The sequence below is a fragment of the Anabaena sp. 90 genome (assembly GCF_000312705.1).
GTDB lineage: Bacteria > Cyanobacteriota > Cyanobacteriia > Cyanobacteriales > Nostocaceae > Dolichospermum > Dolichospermum lemmermannii.
The window spans coordinates 4,308,539-4,329,264 of the sequence record NC_019427.1; the positions used below are offsets into that span (position 1 = coordinate 4,308,539).

Here is a 20,726-nt window from a genome sequence, read left to right on the forward strand (position 1 = left end):
TAAAAGGGGTCTGACTCCCGATGGGAACAGTAAATAGGAAAAACTGTTCCCTAATTTATCAATAATTTAGCAATTACCTTATCATTAACTGTGGTAGCTTAGATGTTACCGTGAAAATTTGGCGATCGCATAGATTATAGATATTGAAATTAAGCCTTTTTCAGATATTTACAATTATCCTTTTGACAGCAGTTTTCATATATATGAAAAATCCCACACAAATCAGATGTGTGGGATTAACTGGATTAAATTATCTGTAAAAACTACAGATTATCCAATTGTTTGCGTAGAGCCTCTAATTCAGCATCAACTGGTTGAGCAGGTTTAGTTGTACTGGTTGGTTGTGCTGGAGTTGCGGTGCTGGGTTGTTCTGGGGTGAGTAGTTTTGGTTCGGGTGCAGGTGCGAGCGATGCTTTCATTGCAGCTAATTCATCATCAACATCACTACCAGATTCCAAACGTGCAAATTGGTTTTCTAAATCTGAACCTACTAATTCTGCGGTAGACTGAGCGCGAGATTCTTGAAGCAACACTTTTTCTTCCATGCGCTCAAAAGCGGACATGGCACTGCTGGTACTCATCCCACTCACCATATTTCCCAATTGTTCTTGGGCTTTGGCCGCAGTAATCCTGGCTTTGAGCATTTCTTTCTTGGTTTTGGCTTCAGAAATTTTGCTCTCTAACTGGATTAAATTCTTTTTGAGACCTTCAACTTGAACAGTTTGCTGATCTAGACTAGTTTTTAAAGCCGTAGCAGTATCAGTGTAAGTTTTCTTCCGCTCTAATGCTTGACGTGCTAGGTTTTCATCACCTTTTTGGAGAGCAAGTTGGGCGTTGCGTTGCCACTTATTAATTTCATTTTGTCCCTCATTATACTGCTTCTCTGTACGTTTTTGGGCAGCGATCGCTTGCGCTACCCCTTGACGCAACTTCACCATGTCCTCTTGCATTTCCAAGAGGGCTTGTTCCAGCATTTTTTCTGGATCTTCGGCTTTACTGACTAAATCGTTGAGGTTAGCACCAACTACTCGTTTAAGGCGATCAAATAATCCCATAAATTTATTTTTCCTTTAGAGGTTTACGCTCTTGGTTAGATAGTTAGCTTTTCTACTATATTAATAGCTACCCATGCCAATGTAGTCTTTCCAGTCTGGATTACTATCTTTTTTTCTATTCTGAATCATGAACCTATCAATTAGCTATATTAACCAAGCAAACTTATTATTCGGGTGTTTTGGGTAAATTATGATCTGGTTGCGGATTTTCTCCTTGATTTAGCATATAAGTTTTCATTGCTGCCAGTTCTGTATCAATATCATGATCAGAATCTAAGGATGCAAATCTTTTTTCTAGATCATCACCACCCAGTGTACTAGCAACTTCTGATTGTGCTTCTATCTGTAAAACTTTTTCCTCCATTCGTTCTAATGCACCTAAACTAGATGTGGCAGAAGCACCAGTTAGCATTTCCTGAAGCCGATAAGAAGCTTCGGCCGAACGTGCGCGAGCGATATACATATCTTTTTTGGTTTTCACTTCAGCCAGTTTTAACTCTAGAGTCCGCATATCTTGCTTTAATTTGGCGACTACATCTTTTTGATGTTGAATTTGACTGGTTAAGGTTGTAGCGGTTTCTTGGTAAAATTTGCGTTTGCTGAGGGCTTCCCGTGCGAGAGACTCATTGCCTTGCTGGAGGGCTAATTGGGCGCGACGATACCATTCCTCAGATTGGGATTCTCCTGCGGCTGCTTGGCGTTCTGTGCGCTTTTGGGTGGCGATCGCTTGAGCTACCCCTTGACGCAATTGTACCAAATTCTCCTGCATTTCCATGAAAGCTTTTTCCAGAATTTTTTCTGGATCTTCTGCATTGCTGACTAAACTATTGAAATTAGCGCGAATCACCCGCAGAATACGGTTAATAACTTCCATATTGGCTCTACCGAATGAGTATGAATTAGCCAGACTTCGCCCCGCTTCGCTAACACGCAAAGGCGCAAAAGCGCAAAGGTAAGAGTTTTCGGAATTAAAATTAAGTAAATTTCATTCCTGAATTCAGCAATACCAAGGTTTTTTTATTATGGCTCTTGTAACCGTCCTTTGATCCCTTTTGCTTCTAGTTCTTGCAATTTCCGCTTAATCTCATCCTTGGTTTTCAATGCACCTAAATAAATAAATTTTTGATTGGGTGATAAATAAGCATCAGGAACTACTTGCTTTGCTGCTGTTAAAGCTTTGTCGCCTTGATTATCAGCAATAATATAATAGTAGCCGTTAGTTGACAGTTTCACATCTTCTGTAAGGGGTGATGCGGTGGCTGTAGGCTTTGGTAGAGGTGTGGAAAGAGTAGGAAGAGGGGAAAGAGTGGGTAATGGAGTTATAGGAGTTATAGGAGTTATGGGGGGTTGAATAGCTAGGGGAGTGGGGACGATTTGGGGAGTAGGTTTAATCTTTGGTGTTAAATCTACGATATCTTGAGGATTTCTGATTTGTCGAAATTCTTGGGTAGCTAAATTAGGATATTTGGCTATGGGAGTGATTTTGGGTTCGCTAGTTGGTTGAGAATTATTTTCTATTACTTCAGTATTTACCGCAATTGGTGATGAATTATTGTTTGGTAAGTTACTGAAATTAAATTTAGGCAAAGTTTTGGGATTTAAGACTACATAACCTAAAGTTAAAGTTGCTAACAATAGCAATAGCATTGAACCAATTTCCAGAGGGGATAGCACACTGTCACGGGATTTGGGAGAATTAGGAGTTTGAGTTTGTGGTGCTTCGGCAGTCAAACTCCGTAATAATGCTTCACTAGATTCTAAATAATCATCTGGTTGTTTAGGAGTATCGTTTGTGGTGAGGAGGGTTTGGTTTTCAACAGATTGAATTTTGGTGGGAACTATACTACTGCTAGATTTTTCTAAGTTTGGAGGGGTGGAGGTTTCTTCTATTTCGGAAATAGCAAACTCTTGGGGAAAATTAATTGCTTCAGTCTCTCTCGTCAACAACGGATTTTCTGGGGGAGTGGCTATGGGAGGAACTGCTGGTAGTTGAATATCTGTTAACAAGGCTGTTTTTTTATTTCTTGTGTAACTTTCTACACTGCTTAATGGTTGTTGTCTGGCGTTTTTGCGTGTCCGTCGGTATCTGGTTAATTCTTGATCTAATTGTACTTCTAAACTAGCCAGTGCTGTAGTCAGAGCAGGGTTTAAGACTGGTGTTTGTGAAGAATCTATAAGAGGATTTTGATTCATTGTTTAAGATGGAGTTAGGGTAGATGATTAAATTAATTTTCAATATAGTAGCGAAAATTGTTTGCCAGTATTCAGCTATTTTACTTAACTTACTGGTTAGAAGTATAGCTGAGAAAATGCTGCTGTTGCCTATTCCCTAACTAGTAAATTCAGGTGTACTGTATTCAATTTGCACAATTTTGACAGGCAAGACTTAGGCGTGAGCGATTTGTAGAATGCTGCCCGTCCTACAATAGTTAAAATAGTAAAACTACTAACAAAATATGTCTTTTAAGTCAATTGATCAGGTTTTAGGGAATATTCAACGTTCACCACAATGGCAAGCACAGGTATTTCCACGGTTGCTGAAGTGTTGGGTGGAAGTTGTGGGGACTGCGGTTGCTGCTCAAACTCGTCCTTTGTCAGTTCAACGTGATGTAGTGTGGGTAGCAACTTCTAGTGCTGCTTGGGCGCAAAATTTGACCTTTGGACGGAAAACTATATTGATGAAATTAAATGATAAGCTGTCCACCTCTTTGGTGGATATTCGTTTTTCGACAGCAGAGTGGAAAAATTCCTCAACGACGGGAACAGAACCAACTGTTTCGGCATCTGAACATCCTAGTTATGTAGTTGATGATTTAACTACTGAGAAGTTAGTTATATCTAGTCTTGACAATGCTTTGGGTGTTTTTGAGAATTGGGCGAAGAAGATGCAAGAGCGATCGCATCATCTCCCTTTATGTCCCCAATGTCAATGTCCCACTCCACCGGGTGAACTAGAACGCTGGGATGTTTGTTCTCTCTGCTGCACTAAGCTGTTAGGGTAGAAAATAAGCCCTGAATTAAAAATATTGAACTATTATAAATCATTGAGTAAAGTAGATGCTAAGGATGAATTTTAAATCCATCTAAAGTCAGGTTTTTCCAAGATGAGCAAATCTAAAATAAAACTTTTAACCTTGATCCCCATTACGTTTCAGACAAAAACAAGTGTGTGAACACTTCAATAATCATTTACAAATATAACAAGAATCTAAAGACATCATAAAGTTTGTTTATCGCTAATAATCGCTAGAACCTATATCCAATAATGAGTTTTCGCCTTTCATGCCTATTTTGATGAAGAAGCAAGATATATAAGTGTGATAACTAGTCCTACGGTATTGAAGATGAAGGCACATGAAACTAATTAAGCGTTTAACATCTACCTGTCGTTATTGTCGTTATTACCAACCACAGGGTCGTCGTGGTGGTATGTGTGAAAAGTTGAGCGCACCAGTTCAAGGGGTTTGGAAGGCCTGTCCTTTCGCCTTAGCAGCTTTTGCACCTGCTTGGGAAACGTTAGAAGAAGCTTGGAGTTTACCAGTAGCCAGACCTATTTTTTCGGCTGCTCAAACTCTTCCGACCGATTTGGATCATCTTACAGTAGCCTCTGTTGAAGATATCCCTACTTCCGCTGCACAAGAAGTAAAAAATCAGAGCGTACTAATTTAACTACCTATTATTACGGTCATCAATTTTCCTTCTACCTTAATAAAATTTGACTGGCAATTTGTTAGATCTTCGGAAATCGCACCTTCCACAACAGGTGCGATTTTGGTATATTTCAAAATCTCAAACTTTGCGCCTTTGCTCCTTTGTGCCTTTGCGCGAAAGATAATTCATACAGCCATTATGCAACGGCGAATAAATTTAAGGCAACCAGGGAAAATCCCGAAAGTTAGGGGGACGTTTTTCTAAAAATGCTTGTTTTCCTTCTGCTCCTTCTTCTGTCATGTAATAAAGGAGAGTAGCGTTACCGGAGAGTTCTTGTAAACCAGCTTGTCCGTCGCAGTCGGCGTTAAATGCTGATTTGAGACAACGAATGGCTATGGGACTTTTTTCTAAGACTTCTTGCGCCCATTTTATGCCTTCTGTTTCTAGTTGTTCTATGGGGACGACTGTATTAACTAAGCCCATTTCTAAGGCTGCTTGGGCGTTATATTGACGGCAGAGAAACCAGATTTCTCGCGCTTTTTTTTGCCCTACTATCCGTGCTAAATAACTTGCACCAAAACCACCGTCAAAACTGCCTACTTTGGGGCCTGTTTGCCCAAAAATGGCGTTATCAGCAGCAATGGTTAAGTCACAAATTAAATGAAGAACATGACCTCCGCCAATAGCATAACCCGCGACTAGGGCAATTACGACTTTCGGCATGGAACGAATCAGGCGTTGCAAGTCGAGGACGTTTAAACGGGGGATTCCAGCATCATCTACATATCCTGCTTGTCCCCGCACACTTTGATCTCCACCTGAACAAAAGGCGTATTTACCGTCTGTGTGGGGTCCTGCACCAGTAAATAAAACTACGCCAATGGTGGTATCTTCTTTGGCATCCCAAAAGGCTTCGTATAGTTCAAATACGGTTTTGGGACGGAATGCGTTCCGTTTGTGGGGACGGTTGATGGTGATTTTGGCGATACCGTCGGTTTTTTGGTAGATGATGTCTTCGTAGGTTTTGACGGTTTTCCAATCGGTTTCTATCATGGATAATCTGCGATGCTGTGCTTGAGAATTTTATCTGTTTAACACTATCTACCCCTTAATGCAATAGATAATTGTCTTAATCTTTCGCTGACTTCTAAATTAGATTCTTGTGATTTTAAATTGTTTGGTATTTCTGCCAATAAAAGTGGATTTCCTTGTAACCATTCATTCATCGCTACCCCTGTCTAGTGAAATCTTTGCTGGGCAATATTTTCAGGCTTTTATTTCTCTAAATTTTTAATTCCTAAATTTGTTTTAATATCTGCAAAATGTGGGTTAGATGTCAGAATTTGTGTCATAATCAATCCTAAACGCATTCTGAGTACAGGGTGAGTCTAATGATAGGCACGATTATAGACAAGCGTTATCACATTATTCAAAGTCTGGGACAAGGTGGATTTGGGACTACCTTTTTAGCAGAAGACACCAAGCGACCGGGAAATCCTTTTTGTGTTGTTAAGCAGTTTACACCAGCCAGTACAGATCCAGCTACTTTAACAATACTTAAAAGGCTTTTTGACCAAGAAGCAGTAACGTTAGAAATGTTAGGCAAGCATGACCAAATTCCCCAACTTTTAGCCCACATAGAAGAATATCATAAATTTTATATAGTTCAGGAATATATAAAAGGTAATGATTTAAGTGATGAATTAACATTAGGTCAAAAAATGAGTGAATCTGATGTTATTCAACTCCTAATAGAAATTTTAGAAGTATTAGAATTTGTTCATAAATACAAAGTTATTCACCGAGATATTAAACCAGATAATATCCGTCGTCGTCATTTAGATAATAAAATTTTCCTGATTGATTTTGGTGCAGTTAAAGAAGTTCGTACACAGCTAGTTAATAAACAGGGACAAATTACTTCTACTGTAATTATTGGGACTCCTGGTTATATGCCACTTGAACAACAAAGAGGTAAACCACAATTGAGTAGTGATGTTTATGCAGTGGGAATAATTGCTATTCAAGCACTCACTGGTTTATTACCTGATAAATTAGAAGAAGATATAAAGACGGGGGAAATTATTTGGCGTAAATATGTAAATGTTAGTTCCAAACTAGCCACAGTTTTAGATAAAATGGTAAGTTATGATTTTCGTAAGCGTCACCCTACAGCAAAGGAAGCATTACAAGCAGTTAAAAGCTTAGTTAACAAGCAGAAGATCCCCGACTTCTTAAAGAAGTCGGGGATCTATTATGGACTGCTAGGAATTACAATAGTTATTGGCTTAATTATTTTCTTTATTACTAAAAAAGATGATTGGAATGGATATGAAAATTCTAAATATGGAATCACAATCAAATATCCAAAAACCTGGGAAAGACAAGATTTAGAAAACCCAATTACAGCCGAAGTTGTGACTTTTATCTCTCCTAAACAAAATGATAAAGATAATTTTCAAGAAAAGGTGACAATTAGCGTTGATAAGTTTTCTGGCAGATTAGATGATTGGCAAAAATCCAGTATTCAGGAAATTAATAATACTGTATCAGGTGCAAAGATTGTTGATAAAAGTGTAACGAATTTGGCAAATAAAGAAGCTAGTAAATTGGTGTTTACGGGTAAAAATGGTAAAGATATTTTAAAGAATATGCAGGTTGTGACTTTAAAAGGTGATCAGGCTTATACGATTACTTATACTGCGAAAATAGATGATTATGATCAGTTTGTGGAAACAGCAAACAAGATGATTAATTCATTGGAAATTAATTAATTGTCAGAATCAGGATATCCAGGATTTAAGGATTTTCAAGATGTTATTAAAATTCTTTTCGTGTATCCGTGTATGTTAATTGTCTGAATCAGGATGTCCAGGATTAAAGGATTTTCAGGATGTTATTTTTTGTTTTATATATGGGATTTTGAGAATGTTTATTGTGTTTGAATCCTGATTCAGACAGTAAATATGATAATCTTCGCTAAACTCCTATAGCATATTCTGTATGTTTCCTGACATTAACAGGATGAAAAGCTAAAACTATTTGATTTTTGGGAATACCAGCATTGACAAGTTCATTTGTAATACCATCTTCTGTACCATCTCTTTGAATCCAGACTAGATTATTGATAATATCAATATGAATTAAACAGCCATGTACTCTCTGTTTATTTTCCCAACCAATTGTTAGTAGTAAGTAACTGTTTTCAGATTTATCAATAATTAGTTCTCTTTCTAATTCTCCATAAGCATAAGGTAGTGCGGCATATTCTTTTAATATCTTTTCGATAATTTGGCGATAATTAGTTAAGGTATCCATTTGAGAATTATCTCCTGTTCAGAATCAAAGACAAGTAAACAAAGACGTTGATTTTCTAATAATATCTTACCAACTGGTTCTTGAAACAATTCTGAATATGTTTCTTGCCGAATAGCAAGATATAAACTTGCGGATATTAAAAAAAGAAATTAGGACGGTCTTGACGAGAGGGAATTTCTAAAGAATAATCTTCTTCAATACAGATTTGCTGAAGTTCGTTAAAAGCATCAGCTAAAGTTTTTGTTTGTTTATCTTGTACTAAAGTTTCTTGAGGATAATCTAGAGAAATTTGAGATTGTTTTAAAAAATGTTCAGTTTCTTGAAGTGAGGCAAATTTTAGTAATTGTTGAACTTGCACAGAAGTCATGATTCTATTTTTATAAGCTTCTACTGCTAAAGTTTCTAAGAGTTTTTGTGGTACGTCTTGCCAGTTTTGTTGTAGTTGGTTGCCAATATCTTCAGGAATTTCGATAGTAATTTGCATATTTTTGTCTTTTTTTCAGAATTAGGATTTGTTTAATTATACATGATATTTTTTGTCAGAATCAGTATTTCCGGTTACTGAGCGAAGTCGAAGTACAGGATTTGAGGATTTTCGGGATGAAAATAATATTCTTTTCGTGTGTTCCTGTGTGTTATGTTTCGCGCAAAGTGGCAAAGGAGCAAAGACGCAAAGAAGAAAGTAACTGTGAGAATAATAGAAAATTATCAAAATCTTATCATTCAATTACAATCAAACATCCTGTAAATCCTTTAATCCTGGACATCCTGATTCAGACATTCTTTACCCCTTTGCTTGAGATAATTATGAATTAGTTAAGCTTCATTGCTGCTGAATCTTTGTAATATTTTCCAAAGTCATTTGATATGCTCCTAGATTTCCTTGTTGCTGAAAGAGGTTTGCAGCTTGCTGTAAGTCACTAATTGCTCCTTGCTTATCTCCCAATGCCAAACGGGCATTTCCCCGGTTGTAGTAGGGTTCGGCTAATTTAGGATTAATGTTAATAGCTTGGTTAAAATCTGTTATTGCACCCTGCTTGTCTCCCAATGCAGAACGAGCATTTCCCCTATTGTTGTAGGCTAAGGCATAGTTAGGATTAATCTTAATAGCTTGGTTATAATCCTGTATGGCAGCTTGTTTATCTCCTAAAGCAGAACGGGTAGCACCTCTGTTGTTATAGGCTTGGGCATCGTTAGGATTAATCTTAATAGCTTGGTTATAATCCTGTATGGCAGCTTGTTTATCTCCTAAATTAGAACGGGCAAGTCCCCGGTTGTAGTAGGCATAGTCATCGTTAGGATTAATTTTGATAGCTTGGTTAAAATCTGCTATTGCCCCTTGTTTATCTCCTGAATCATAACGGGCAAGTCCCCGGTTGATGTAGGCATAGGCATAGTTAGGATTAATTTTGAGAGCTTGGTTGTAATCTTGTATCGCCCCTTGTTTATCTCCTGAATCAGAACGGGCAAGTCCCCGGTTGATGTAGGCTTCGGCATAGTTAGGATTAATTTTGAGAGCTTGGTTGTAATCTTGTATCGCCCCTTGTTTATCTCCTAATTCAGAACGGACACCTCCCCGGTTGTAGTAGGCTAGAGCATCGTTAGGATTAATTTTGAGAGCTTGGTTGTAATCTTGTATGGCAGCTTGCTTATCTCCTAATTCAGAACGGACACCTCCCCGGTTGTAGTAGGCTAGAGCATCGTTAGGATTAAAATTGAGAGCTTGGTTAAAATCTGCTATTGCTCCTTGCTTATCTCCTAAATTAGAGCGAATACCTCCTCTATTTGAGTAAGCTTCGGCAAAGCTAGGATTCAGCCTAATTGCTTCATTGTAAGCTATTATTGCCCCTTGATTATCTCCTTTGTTTTGCTTATCCACACCCTGAATAAAGAAGTCGTCAGCTTTCGGTGCTGTGACTATTCTCTCTGGCGGTGGAGTCACACCCACATCTACCCCAGATTTAGCTGATAGTCGCAAAAAAGTATTAATAGGAATCCCCAAATTAAAACCTGATTTAATATAAGCAACTTCAGGATTAATCTTTGAAGTTGCTATCTCTGCTTCTGATACATCTCCTTTTCCATGAACTCCTATTAATTCCCCTTGCTCATTAAACACAGGTCCACCACTCATCCCTGGTAAGGTAATATTGCTATACACCAAGGCATAGCCATCTTTAAGTGGTCTGGAAGCGTTTGCGGTAATCTTCCCATCAGTGAAATTGTAAATTGAACTGGAAATAGAAGCAGCTTTGGCTTTTGGGAATCCTGCTACATAAGCTATTGTTCCTTCAGAAGATTGATCAGAATTGCCGATTTTAGCAACTGGATAATTATTGCTGCTAGTAAATTGGAAAGTAGCTAAATCTACTCCTGGTAGAGGTTTAACAGTGCTGTAGTTGAGTTGGTAGCGTTTACCATCTGGAGTGACTATTTCAGCTTTATTTTTACTAGTGACAACATGAGCAGCAGTGAGAACAGTGTAAGTGTTGCCTGAACGCTTAACAATTACCCCTGAACCGGGAGCAGAACTATCAATTAAAACAGTGATTTGTTTGGCAATTTTCGCTACTTGACCTGATGATAGTGCGAAGGCTACTTGCGTTTGTACCAGTGCGATTGATACCCCTATCAGCACTGCTGGAAATGTGTATTTATAATTCATTTATTTTTTCTCCTCTTTCAAAATCTGGGATAATAAACTTGGTGCAGTATGAAAACCAGCCCGCCTCAGAATGAATTCTGAGTCTAATAGCAAAAGTCGTCTAAAGACGACTGAAGAAAAATTTATAGTCCGTTTTAACGGACTTTAGTTATTAGCCCTGAACTTGAGTTCGGGGCGGTTTATTTTTATAACGAAATCCGAATTAGATATCTCGAATTTATCCATCATTTGCACAACCCTATCTATCGGTATAGCCCAACTTAAACGCACAATTTGCTGATGTAAATTCTCCTCTACTTGCGAACCATCAACAAACACAGAGGGAGCATCCCATAAAGGATAAGCGTGCATCCCATTTACACCTACAACCTCACCCTGTTTATTCAATAAAGCACCGCCACTCATTCCCTTTTCCAAATGATTTGTATATCCCACCTGATAACCAGCTTCTAAGGCTTTTGATAACACCAAAGATACCTTACCACCAATAAATACAAAGCTGATTTTTTCGCTTTCTTCCTCCATAGGAAACCCGGCAATAAATACCTGATCTCCTATTTTGGGAACAGTACCCAAATTTGCAACAGAATAGATTTTTTTAATAGTCGAAAATTGCAATATTGCTAAATCATAATTCTGAAAATTTACATTTTTTTGTACATCTGCTTGATAGATTTCCCCATCTGGTGTTTGAATACGATAAGGGGGGTTATCTGCTCGTAAAACATGGGCATTTGTTAATACTGTATAAACTGAATTTTGTTTATTTAGTAATATTCCTGAACCCAAAAAATCTGTTGATAATATCTTGACAGTAATAGCCGCCGCTTTTTCCTGCAACTGTGCCACTGATAATGGAATTGGCGGTTTTGTCATGCTAGTTTCTTGATCAGAAATACTAACACTTACTGCTGAACTTGAAAGCAACATTGACAAACCGCCAATACAGGCGACAAATTTTAATATCCGCCAAGTCATGTTAATTTAATCCGGTTCAACAGTGGCATTATCGAGGTAAAGCTGGAAATCAATATTAATAGTGTCACCTGCACTTTCATTGAGTGTATTACCAGCAGCCAAACCCCGACGGTCTAAGAGTCTGCGGAGAGTAGCACTGGGATTAACTCCACGTTTGAGGGTAAATAATAAATTATTACTTGTACAAGCAGTATTTTGGCTAGTACCAGCACAAACAACTGGTTCACCTCTGAGCGTCCCAGTGGTGATATTTTTCAGAGTACCGTTGTCATTACTCCTTTGAAATCTGCGCGATACTTCGTCACAACGACGTTGAGCAGTCCAAGGTGGTGGAAAGTAAGCATTAGAAGTCCAGCGAACTATTGTTACTTTTCTACTATCTTGAGTACGGACAAAGGTAACAGGTATACCTTTACTTTTGCCACAGTAAAAGGTCTCACCTTTAGCGTGGCTGGGTTGGTTGGTAGTCGCAATTGTCGTTAATGCTGTCAAGGAAGCGAGAATAACAATTTGTGTCACCCCTATCAACACTTGACTAAATAACCTTTGTTTCATAACTTTAGGTAATTTTTGCGATATTAATTTAATACTCTTCTTATAATAAATTATATGTAAACATGAGCAAGTTTGGGCAACTCACGGACTAATTTATATTCAAAACGTCTTAATCGTGTGATTCCATAGTAGGGGTTTAGCAGTACCAAACCCCTACAAATCTAGGTTTTTCCTAATCTTGTAAAAGTTAATTTCCCAAGCGTGTTTAGTATATAGTAGAAAATAGAGTTATATTAATTATTCATTTTCATTAACTTGTGTAAAATTCACCTGTTCATATAAGTCACTCAAAGCAATCTGAAAATCTATTGTTTCTAATGTCAAAATATCCGATCCAGACTGTAATTCTGTGAATATCCATTTACTATCGTCGGTTTTCACATATTGCATAACATGATATTGATATTGATTAATTAAAATATATTCTTTAAATTCAGGGATAGAACGATAGTACATGAATTTATCACTTTGGTCATAATTGCTAGTTGATTTAGATAAAACTTCAGCAATTAACAAAGGATTCATGACAGTAGTTGTATTTGCACCTGTGTAAATAGGTTCTCCTTGAATTACCATGATATCAGGGTATGTATGCTGACGATAACGCGGTATCCACAAACGCACATCACCAATATACACATCATAATTTTGCTTCTTTAACCCAAATTTCAGATAAGCATAAAAGTTACCTGCTATTTTATTATGATTTGTTGTTCCTCCAGTCATAGGGATAATTTCTCCGTCTCGGTATTCGCTTTTATATTCTGCTTTTTCTTCTAGTTCTAAATATTCTTCTGGAGTGTAATACCGTGTTTGTGTTTGCATAATATCAACAGAGAGTTAATTATTGTGATATTAGTAATATTCTATCATACACTAATGTTATACTCGTGTAAGTTCATTTTTGTTAATGTTCATGAAATTTCCTCTAAAAATATAACAAAATATCTAAATAACTTAATGATGAGGTAAAGACAATGGTAACAGTATCAATTAAAGATGAATACATCGAAGTTTTATCTGCATTAGGATATTTACAAGAATCAATGAATTTGGCTCTTAAACAATATTTCTATTTCTCCTCCCTCTGTGTTCTCTGTGCCTCTGTGGTTCGTTTATTTATTTAAATTATTTTTTAGAAATCATAGATTAACTTTTTCCACAAAAAAAGGTGAGCTTTTAAAGCCCACCCCACAAAATCAGAAAATATCCTGCAATAATTAACCTAACAAAGCCTTAGCTTTAGCTAAAACATTATCCACAGTAAAGCCAAACTTCTCCAAACAAATACCACCAGGAGCAGAAGCACCAAAAGTATCAATACTTACAGTGTCGCCTTCGCTACCGATGTATTTGTGCCAGCCGAAACTACTAGCAGCTTCTACAGATAGACGCTTAGTAACAGCTTTAGGAAGAACAGATTCTTTGTAAGCTGCATCTTGTGTGTCAAACAAGGTTGAAGAAGGCATAGAAACAACGCGAACCTTCTTACCGACCGCAGTTAATTTTTCCGCTGCACTAACGCAGAGACTGACTTCTGAACCAGTACCAATCAAGATGATATCTGGTGTACCTTCAGAATCAACAATTGTATACGCACCCTTAGCAACACCTGCAATGGATGTACCTGCCAAGTTAGGAACATTTTGACGAGTAAAAGCCAATAAGGTAGAAGCTTTTGCTTTAGACTTCTCAATTGCGACTTTGTAACCACCGGATGTTTCATTGCCGTCAGCGGGACGAATTACGGTTAAATCAGGAATAGCCCGCAAAGAAGCAAGGGTTTCAATGGGTTGGTGAGTAGGACCATCTTCACCTTGGCCAATGGAGTCGTGAGTCATGACCCAAATTGAACCAGCTTCGGAAAGAGCAGCCAAACGAATAGCAGCCCGCATATAATCTGTAAAGATTAGGAAAGTTGCACCGTAAGGAATCAAACCTGAGTTGTGCAACGCCATACCGTTACAGATTGCACCCATGGCGTGTTCCCGCACGCCGAAGTGAATGTTGCGATTAGCGAAATGTCCTTTTTGGAAATCACCAGCGCCTTTGAGTTCGGTGAGGTTGGAGTGGGTTAAGTCAGCAGAACCACCAATTAACTCAGGTAAAACAGCCCCTAGTTTGTTGAGGCAGTTTTCTGAGTGTTTACGGGTAGGTAATGCTTTATCTTCTGGTGTATAGGTAGGTAATACTTGATCCCAACCTTCTGGTAATTTGCCGCTAATGAAACGGTCAAATTCAGCCGCTTCTTGGGGGTATTTAGCTTTGTAACCAGCATAAACTGTGTTCCATGCGGATTCGTAACCAGCACCGCGTTCTACTGCTTTGCGAGTATGATTAAGGGCATCTTCAGGAACTACAAAAGCGTCATATTCCCAACCTAAATTTTTGCGGGTAGCGATGGTTTCTTCTGGTCCCAAAGCCGCACCGTGAATACCAGCGGTATCTTGTTTGTTAGGAGAACCATAACCAATGGTGGTTGTCACCTTAATCATGGTGGGTTTGTCGGTGACAGCTTTTGCGGCTTCAATGGCTTGGGCAATTCCGGCTAAATCGGTGTTACCGTCTTTAACGTGGATAACGTGCCAACCGTAAGATTCAAAGCGTTTGGAAACATCTTCAGTGAAAGCTACATCTGTAGAACCATCAATAGAGATGTGGTTGTCGTCATAAAGAGCAATGAGTTTACCTAATCCCCAGTGTCCGGCAATAGAAGCAGCTTCACCGGAAATACCTTCCATGTTGCAACCATCACCAAGAATTACGTAGGTGTAGTGGTCAACAATTGTGGCATCGGGTTTGTTAAACTTAGCAGCTAGGTGTGCTTCGGCTACTGCTAAACCCACTGCATTGGCAATTCCTTGTCCCAAAGGTCCAGTTGTAACTTCTACACCGGCTGTGACAAAGTTTTCGGGGTGGCCTGGGGTCTTAGCACCCCATTGACGAAATTGCTTGATGTCGTCTATGGTAACGCTATCGTAGCCTGTTAGGTACAGTAGGGCATACTGCAACATTGAACCATGACCTGCGGACAAAACAAAGCGATCGCGGTTGAACCACTGGGGATTTTTGGGGTTATAGCGCATGAAGCTATCCCAAAGCACAAAAGCCATTGGAGCCGCGCCCATCGGTAGTCCTGGGTGTCCTGATTTAGATTTTTCTATGGCATCTACAGCCAAAAAGCGGATCGAATTAATACAAAGTTCTTGGATGGATTGGGTTGCAACAGCCATAATCTCTTTATTGTTAACGACGGGTTAGGACTCTTTTTAGCTTTTTCTTGCTGGGGTCATTATAAAGTGATCCCACTTTCTTCATCATCTCATTCCCAATTGTCAATGGACAAGGGGGATATTCTGAGTTCTTGGTGATGAATAAAGCCGATAATTTGGTTATCCTAAACTAACTGTTCAGTTAGGAATGATCTCTATCATACTTGCCACAGGTTCACTTCTTTAAAAGCTAACCACTAGCAAAATTATTTGGGGATCAATAATACAAGTCGTGGTAATGGGTGATTAGGTTATTAACGTCACCTGTCACCTAATACCTGACTAGGAAGTATCTTTAGGGATTAAATTTCTTGAAGGCTAGGGTAACATTATGACCACCAAAGCCAAAGGAATTAGATAGAGCTACCTCTACTACTTGAGCGCGACTGGTATGGGGGACATAATCTAGATCACATTCTGGATCAAGATTTTCGATGTTGATGGTGGGGGGAATTTGATCATGAGCGATCGCTAAAATTGTCGCTACAGCTTCAATCCCACCAGAACCGCCTAACAGGTGTCCTGTCATGGATTTAGTAGAACTGATGGCTACTTTATACGCATGATCTCCCAAAGCTTTCTTAATCGCCGCGGTTTCATTCACATCATTAGCTGATGTACTAGTTCCATGAGCATTGATGTAACTAACCATTTCCGGTGTCAGTGACGCATCTTTTAAAGCTAACTCAATCGCTCTGGCTGCACCTAAACCACCGGGAACAGGAGAAGTCATGTGATAAGCATCACAGGTCATCCCATAACCAACAATTTCCCCATAAATCCTTGCGCCCCGGCTGAGGGCGTGTTCTAATTCTTCGAGAATTAAAATTCCTGCTCCTTCACCCATGACAAAGCCATCACGATCACGATCAAAAGGACGACAAGCATGAGCCGGATCATCATTGCGGGTGGACAGGGCGCGAGCAGATGCAAATCCTGCCACTGACAGGGGTGTAACTGCGGCTTCACAGCCACCGCAAATCATGGCTGTGGCATAGCCGCCTTGAATCTGACGAAAAGCATCGCCGATAGAATTAGAACCAGCCGCACAAGCTGTTACAGAGCAGGAATTTGGACCTTTTGCCCCAGTATGAATTGCTGTTAATCCTGCTGCCATATTGGCGATCATCATGGGAATCATGAAGGGACTACAACGACTAGGACCTTTATTATGATCTAAGTAAATGGTTTGTTGGTCTTCTAAAACTTTAATTCCACCAATTCCCGAACCGATAATTACACCAACTTGTTCAGCGTTGAGATCATCAATTACTAAACCTGAATCAGCAACAGCTTGTTTAGCTGCTGATACACCCAATTGGGCAAACCGATCCATCCGCTTGGCTTCTTTGCGATCTAAGTAAGTGTGTGGATCAAAGTTCTTGACTTCACCCGCAATGCGGCAACTATGTTTAGAAGCATCAAAGGCGGTGATATAGTCAATTCCATTCCGTCCGCTTAATAATCCTTCCCAATATTCGGCTGGTGTGTTACCAATAGGTGTAATCGCGCCCACACCTGTTACAACAACGCGGTTACGTTTATAGTCTATCATGATTGCATTAAATATGGCGAAAAAGCAGCAGGGGGAAACAATTAAGAGGGCTGAGTTCCGAGTTAAGTATTCTTAGTTAAGACTATACTGTTTGCTCAATATTATGGACTTTTGGGGCTTTTTTTGAAGTCAAACTTACAGTTTAGACACTTAACACTCATCTAAGGACGGGTTTATCCAGTTAATTTGTATACTCTTAAAGTATTTGTTTAAACCCGTCAATGCTGAATCAAAATTTGCCTATGGAGATGCAGTAGCGTGACTAGAGATATAATCCACAGTGTCTTGAACAGTTTTAATTTTTTCAGCCGCTTCATCAGGAATGTCGATATCAAATTCTTCTTCCAAAGCCATAACTAACTCCACTGTATCTAGGGAATCAGCCCCTAAATCATCAACAAAATTGGCTTCTAGTGTAACCGTATCCGCATCCTCTATGCTAAGTTGCTCAACGATAATTTTTTTAACTTTTTCAAAAGTTGCTGCTTGGCTCATAAATAAAAGTCCTTAACAAGTTGCTATGATTTGCTCTAAATGAACAAAGTTTTTTTTGGGCATATACATCTTATCGGAAAGGGTGAACCTGAGTATAGGTTCTATCATTAAAACTGAGGATTAAAGATGAAGGAGATCCTGGAAATGAGAGATAAAGGTTTAATAACCACAGTAACCACCCAATTAATCAATCCTCATCACCTCTAAACAATAAACCAACTATACTTTTATGCTATCTAAACCGCTAAAATACGCTTACTATCCAGGCTGTGTAGCTCAAGGGGCTTGTAGGGAACTGTATATATCAACTCAATCTCTCACTCAAGCCTTGGGTATTGAATTGGTTGAACTGAAAAAAGCCTCTTGCTGTGGTTCAGGCACATTTAAAGAAGATTCTCAACTACTAGAAGATACCGTTAATGCCAGAAATATCGCGTTAGCAGAATCATTAAATCTCCCTTTACTTACCCATTGCAGCACTTGTCAAGGTGTTATTGGTCATGTTGATGAACGATTAAAAGAATGTCAATCAACAAATCCTGATTACGTGAATAAGGTTAATGGTTTATTAGAAAAAGAAGGCTGTTCTCCTTATCGGGGGAGTACAGAAGTTAAACATCTTCTTTATGCTTTAGTCACAGATTATGGTTTAGAGGAAATTACTCAGCGTGTTACCAAGAAATTAAGTGGATTAAAATGTGCAGCTTTCTATGGCTGTTATCTGCTTCGCGCTCAGAAATCCATGCCCTATGATGATCCTTTTAAACCCGAAGCAATGGAAAATGTATTTCGGGCAGTAGGGGCGACACCTGTATATTATCGTGGCAGAACTCAATGCTGTGGTTGGCCTTTATCTAGCTATGCGACAACCGAATCTTTCCAAATGGCGGGAAATCACATCCAAGAAGCTTTAAATAATGGTGCTGATTGTATTGTCACACCATGTCCTTTGTGTCATTTGAATTTAGATTCTCGTCAACCAGAGGTAGAAAAAGTAATTGGGGAAAAGTTAGGTTTACCGATTTTACACTTACCCCAGTTAATTGCTTTAGCTTTAGGTGTCAGTCCCAAAGAATTGGGTTTAGACAGACATATTGTGTCTACAAAACCCATTTTAGAAAAATTAGGTTGGTAAAATATCACCGAGAATTTAGGAGAATTTAGATCCCCGACTTCTTAGAGAAGTCGGGGATCTGTGGATCACTCATTTTTACCAATCACCGATTTTTGATATTCTTCCTCACTAATTAAATCATGATTATTTTCCACACGATCTAAAAATACTAATCCTTCTAGATGATCATATTCATGTTGAAAAATTCTGGCAACAAAATCCGTTAATTCTTGTTTTTGTAAATTGCCATAACGGTCTGTATACTCAACTTCAATTGTTTGATATCTAGGGACTAAACCCCTAATTCCAGGAACACTTAAACAACCTTCCCAACCTTTAACCATTTCCGAAGAATGGGCAATAATTCGGGGGTTGATCATTGCTGTTGGTGGCATTTCTGGTGCGTGGGGATATCTGGCATTAGGACGGGAAGCAACGATAAATAAACGGTAGGATGCTGCTATTTGTGGTGCAGCAATTCCCACCCCATTAGCTTGAGCAACTGAGGTAATTAGTTCATCAATCAGGTTTTGAATTTTCTCATCTTGAATATTCTCAACCGCAGCAGCTTTTTGTCGTAATATCGGATTACCTAATTTAATGATTGGTGCTAATTCATTCATTATGTTTCAAATCTATTTTTTTTAATTCCTGTTTCCATCCTGTTCATCCTTTAATCGGTGGACATCCTGATTCTGACAGTTTCTAAGGAATTTTATTGCTTGTTAACTGGTAAAGGTGCAGGTTTAACTAAAAATTGAGAAACTTTACCATTACGATCTACTTGCACTTGGAGAGGAATACCGATTTTACTATTTTCTACTATTCTTTGCACCTCATCAACTTTCAAAACTGGTTGATTATTAATACTCTTTATAACATCTCCTGGACGCAATCCAGAAACCGCTGCGGGTGAATTAGCAACAATCCTGATTAAGAGGATTCCTTCATTTGCAGATAAATTTATTTTCTCGCCAAATCTGGCAATGATTTTTTCCTTAACTTCAGGTGTGAGTGTGACCATTTGTATGCCTAAATAGGGATGATCAACTCTACCTTTAGCAATTATTTCCTCAGCAATTTTTTGGGCAGTATTAATAGGAATAGCAAATCCTAAACCTTGAGCGCCTTGAATAATTGCTGTATTCATCCCAATGACTTCACCACGGTAATTTAGTAATGGTCCACCAGAATTACCAGGGTTAATTGCTGCATCTGTTTGCAGATAATCAACACGCTTATCACTTGCACCGATATCACTACTAGAACGATCTGTGGCGCTGATAATTCCAGAGGTGACAGTATTATTTAAACCCAAGGGATTACCAATAGCGATAACGGCTTCTCCTGGTTGCAAAGTATCCGACTTACCTAAAGCTAGGGTGGGTAAGTTATTAGCTTCAATTTGAATTACAGCCACATCTGTTACGGCATCTTCACCTAATACCTTACCTTTAAAAGTCCGGCCATCTTTGAGAGTAACTGTAACTAAATCAGCACCGTCGACAACGTGGGAATTAGTTAAAATTTGCCCAGATGAATTAATGATAAATCCCGAACCGCTACCTCTTTCTACTCTTTCTCTTTGTTGAGAAGGGATTCTATTGCCAAAAAAGCCGCGAAAAAAGGGATCAGAAAATTCGTCTGGTGCTTGAGTGGTAACGGTTCTCGTTGAATCAATGCGAACAACTGCACCTCCTACTTTTTGTACGACTTTGACAACAAAGTTAGGATCTCCAGAAGCGGAAAAAATCGCGGGAGGAGCAATTTCTGTGGTGGGTGTAGTAGTTTTTTGTGATTGAGCATGACTAGGTTCTATTTCTGAGGTGATTTTCTTGAGACTGGTACAACCTCCCAGCATGAAAACTGCTACACCACAGACTGCAATCCATTTTTTCCCTTTATTTTCCAAGTTTTGGCGTAAAAATCTAGTATTAATATTTCTAGCTGCTAGGTTATAATTATTGATCTTCATCATGTGATTATTGCTCCGTATTCGTTAGTAGTGCTAGGATACTGGCTACCCCTGGTTTTTATCAGGATAATTATATAGCCTCCTATTTGATTT

Annotated in this window: 21 protein-coding genes; 5 read left to right on the top strand and 16 right to left on the bottom strand. The window is 38.8% G+C overall.

What is annotated here, in order from left to right; all coding sequences use genetic code 11:
- Positions 1-263: 263 nt before the first annotated feature.
- The 3 genes from ANA_RS18760 to ANA_RS18770 all read right to left on the bottom strand — a co-directional run bounded on the left by ANA_RS18760 (position 264) and on the right by ANA_RS18770 (position 3,248).
- On the bottom strand, positions 264-1,055 hold the full coding sequence (locus tag ANA_RS18760) for a PspA/IM30 family protein (protein WP_015081576.1): 792 nt from the start codon (positions 1,053-1,055) through the stop codon (positions 264-266).
- Between the two features lie 166 nt (positions 1,056-1,221).
- Positions 1,222-1,929, bottom strand: a complete 708-nt coding sequence (locus tag ANA_RS18765) for a PspA/IM30 family protein (protein WP_015081577.1) — start codon at positions 1,927-1,929, stop codon at positions 1,222-1,224.
- A 146-nt stretch (positions 1,930-2,075) separates the two neighbouring features.
- Positions 2,076-3,248: a hypothetical protein gene (locus tag ANA_RS18770; RefSeq protein ID WP_015081578.1), complete on the bottom strand. Its 1,173-nt coding sequence runs from the start codon at positions 3,246-3,248 to the stop codon at positions 2,076-2,078.
- A gap of 263 nt (positions 3,249-3,511) precedes the next feature.
- Here ANA_RS18770 and ANA_RS18775 point away from each other — a divergent pair, with 263 nt between their 5' ends.
- A complete protein-coding gene (locus ANA_RS18775) occupies positions 3,512-4,057 on the top strand; it encodes a DUF721 domain-containing protein (protein WP_015081579.1) in 546 nt (181 codons plus the stop codon).
- A 352-nt stretch (positions 4,058-4,409) separates the two neighbouring features.
- Complete coding sequence (locus ANA_RS18780; protein WP_015081580.1) at positions 4,410-4,724, top strand: hypothetical protein; 315 nt, start codon at positions 4,410-4,412, stop codon at positions 4,722-4,724.
- Between the two features lie 198 nt (positions 4,725-4,922).
- On the opposite strand, the gene menB is transcribed toward ANA_RS18780, so the two are convergent.
- A complete protein-coding gene (menB, locus tag ANA_RS18785; RefSeq protein WP_015081581.1) occupies positions 4,923-5,759 on the bottom strand; it encodes a 1,4-dihydroxy-2-naphthoyl-CoA synthase in 837 nt (278 codons plus the stop codon).
- Positions 5,760-6,097: 338 nt separating this feature from the next.
- Here menB and ANA_RS18790 point away from each other — a divergent pair, with 338 nt between their 5' ends.
- The gene (locus tag ANA_RS18790) at positions 6,098-7,480 is read left to right on the top strand and encodes a serine/threonine-protein kinase (RefSeq protein WP_015081583.1); all 1,383 of its coding nucleotides are present in this window, start codon (positions 6,098-6,100) and stop codon (positions 7,478-7,480) included.
- A 205-nt stretch (positions 7,481-7,685) separates the two neighbouring features.
- Here ANA_RS18790 and ANA_RS18795 read toward each other — a convergent pair whose 3' ends face one another.
- The 7 genes from ANA_RS18795 to ANA_RS18820 form a co-directional block, all read right to left on the bottom strand.
- A complete protein-coding gene (locus tag ANA_RS18795) occupies positions 7,686-8,024 on the bottom strand; it encodes a XisI protein (RefSeq protein WP_015081584.1) in 339 nt (112 codons plus the stop codon).
- Positions 8,012-8,161, bottom strand: coding sequence for an element excision factor XisH family protein (locus tag ANA_RS28605; RefSeq protein ID WP_080683837.1), 150 nt, complete (start codon positions 8,159-8,161; stop codon positions 8,012-8,014). The genes ANA_RS18795 and ANA_RS28605 overlap by 13 nt, the downstream gene beginning before the upstream one ends.
- The gene (locus ANA_RS18800) at positions 8,161-8,508 is read right to left on the bottom strand and encodes a UPF0175 family protein (protein ID WP_015081585.1); all 348 of its coding nucleotides are present in this window, start codon (positions 8,506-8,508) and stop codon (positions 8,161-8,163) included. The genes ANA_RS28605 and ANA_RS18800 overlap by 1 nt, the downstream gene beginning before the upstream one ends.
- 339 nt (positions 8,509-8,847) lie before the next feature.
- A complete protein-coding gene (locus ANA_RS18805; RefSeq protein WP_015081586.1) occupies positions 8,848-10,689 on the bottom strand; it encodes a serine protease in 1,842 nt (613 codons plus the stop codon).
- Positions 10,690-10,833: 144 nt separating this feature from the next.
- The gene (locus tag ANA_RS18810; protein WP_015081587.1) at positions 10,834-11,667 is read right to left on the bottom strand and encodes a S1 family peptidase; all 834 of its coding nucleotides are present in this window, start codon (positions 11,665-11,667) and stop codon (positions 10,834-10,836) included.
- A gap of 6 nt (positions 11,668-11,673) precedes the next feature.
- Complete coding sequence (locus ANA_RS18815) at positions 11,674-12,222, bottom strand: COP23 domain-containing protein (RefSeq protein ID WP_015081588.1); 549 nt, start codon at positions 12,220-12,222, stop codon at positions 11,674-11,676.
- Between the two features lie 237 nt (positions 12,223-12,459).
- Positions 12,460-13,047, bottom strand: a complete 588-nt coding sequence (locus ANA_RS18820; RefSeq protein ID WP_015081589.1) for a Uma2 family endonuclease — start codon at positions 13,045-13,047, stop codon at positions 12,460-12,462.
- Between the two features lie 152 nt (positions 13,048-13,199).
- Between ANA_RS18820 and ANA_RS26725 the strand changes: the two genes are divergently transcribed.
- Entirely contained in the window at positions 13,200-13,349 is a 150-nt protein-coding gene (locus ANA_RS26725; protein ID WP_158310555.1) for a hypothetical protein, read from the top strand.
- A 93-nt stretch (positions 13,350-13,442) separates the two neighbouring features.
- On the opposite strand, the gene tkt is transcribed toward ANA_RS26725, so the two are convergent.
- The 3 genes from tkt to acpP form a co-directional block, all read right to left on the bottom strand.
- Positions 13,443-15,455, bottom strand: a complete 2,013-nt coding sequence (gene tkt / locus ANA_RS18825) for a transketolase (RefSeq protein ID WP_015081590.1) — start codon at positions 15,453-15,455, stop codon at positions 13,443-13,445.
- A gap of 334 nt (positions 15,456-15,789) precedes the next feature.
- Positions 15,790-17,049 (bottom strand): beta-ketoacyl-ACP synthase II, encoded by a 1,260-nt coding sequence (fabF, locus tag ANA_RS18830; protein WP_015081591.1) that lies wholly within the window; start codon positions 17,047-17,049, stop codon positions 15,790-15,792.
- Positions 17,050-17,289: 240 nt separating this feature from the next.
- Positions 17,290-17,544 carry an acyl carrier protein gene (acpP, locus tag ANA_RS18835; RefSeq protein WP_015081592.1) on the bottom strand — a complete coding sequence of 85 codons (255 nt, stop codon included), beginning with the start codon at positions 17,542-17,544 and terminating at the stop codon, positions 17,290-17,292.
- Positions 17,545-17,773: 229 nt separating this feature from the next.
- On the opposite strand from acpP, the gene ANA_RS18840 reads away from it, so the two are divergent.
- Complete coding sequence (locus tag ANA_RS18840) at positions 17,774-18,679, top strand: CoB--CoM heterodisulfide reductase iron-sulfur subunit B family protein (protein ID WP_015081593.1); 906 nt, start codon at positions 17,774-17,776, stop codon at positions 18,677-18,679.
- Between the two features lie 65 nt (positions 18,680-18,744).
- On the opposite strand, the gene def is transcribed toward ANA_RS18840, so the two are convergent.
- The gene (def, locus tag ANA_RS18845) at positions 18,745-19,281 is read right to left on the bottom strand and encodes a peptide deformylase (RefSeq protein WP_015081594.1); all 537 of its coding nucleotides are present in this window, start codon (positions 19,279-19,281) and stop codon (positions 18,745-18,747) included.
- Positions 19,282-19,373: 92 nt separating this feature from the next.
- Complete coding sequence (locus ANA_RS18850; protein WP_015081595.1) at positions 19,374-20,636, bottom strand: HhoA/HhoB/HtrA family serine endopeptidase; 1,263 nt, start codon at positions 20,634-20,636, stop codon at positions 19,374-19,376.
- Positions 20,637-20,726 lie beyond the last annotated feature (90 nt).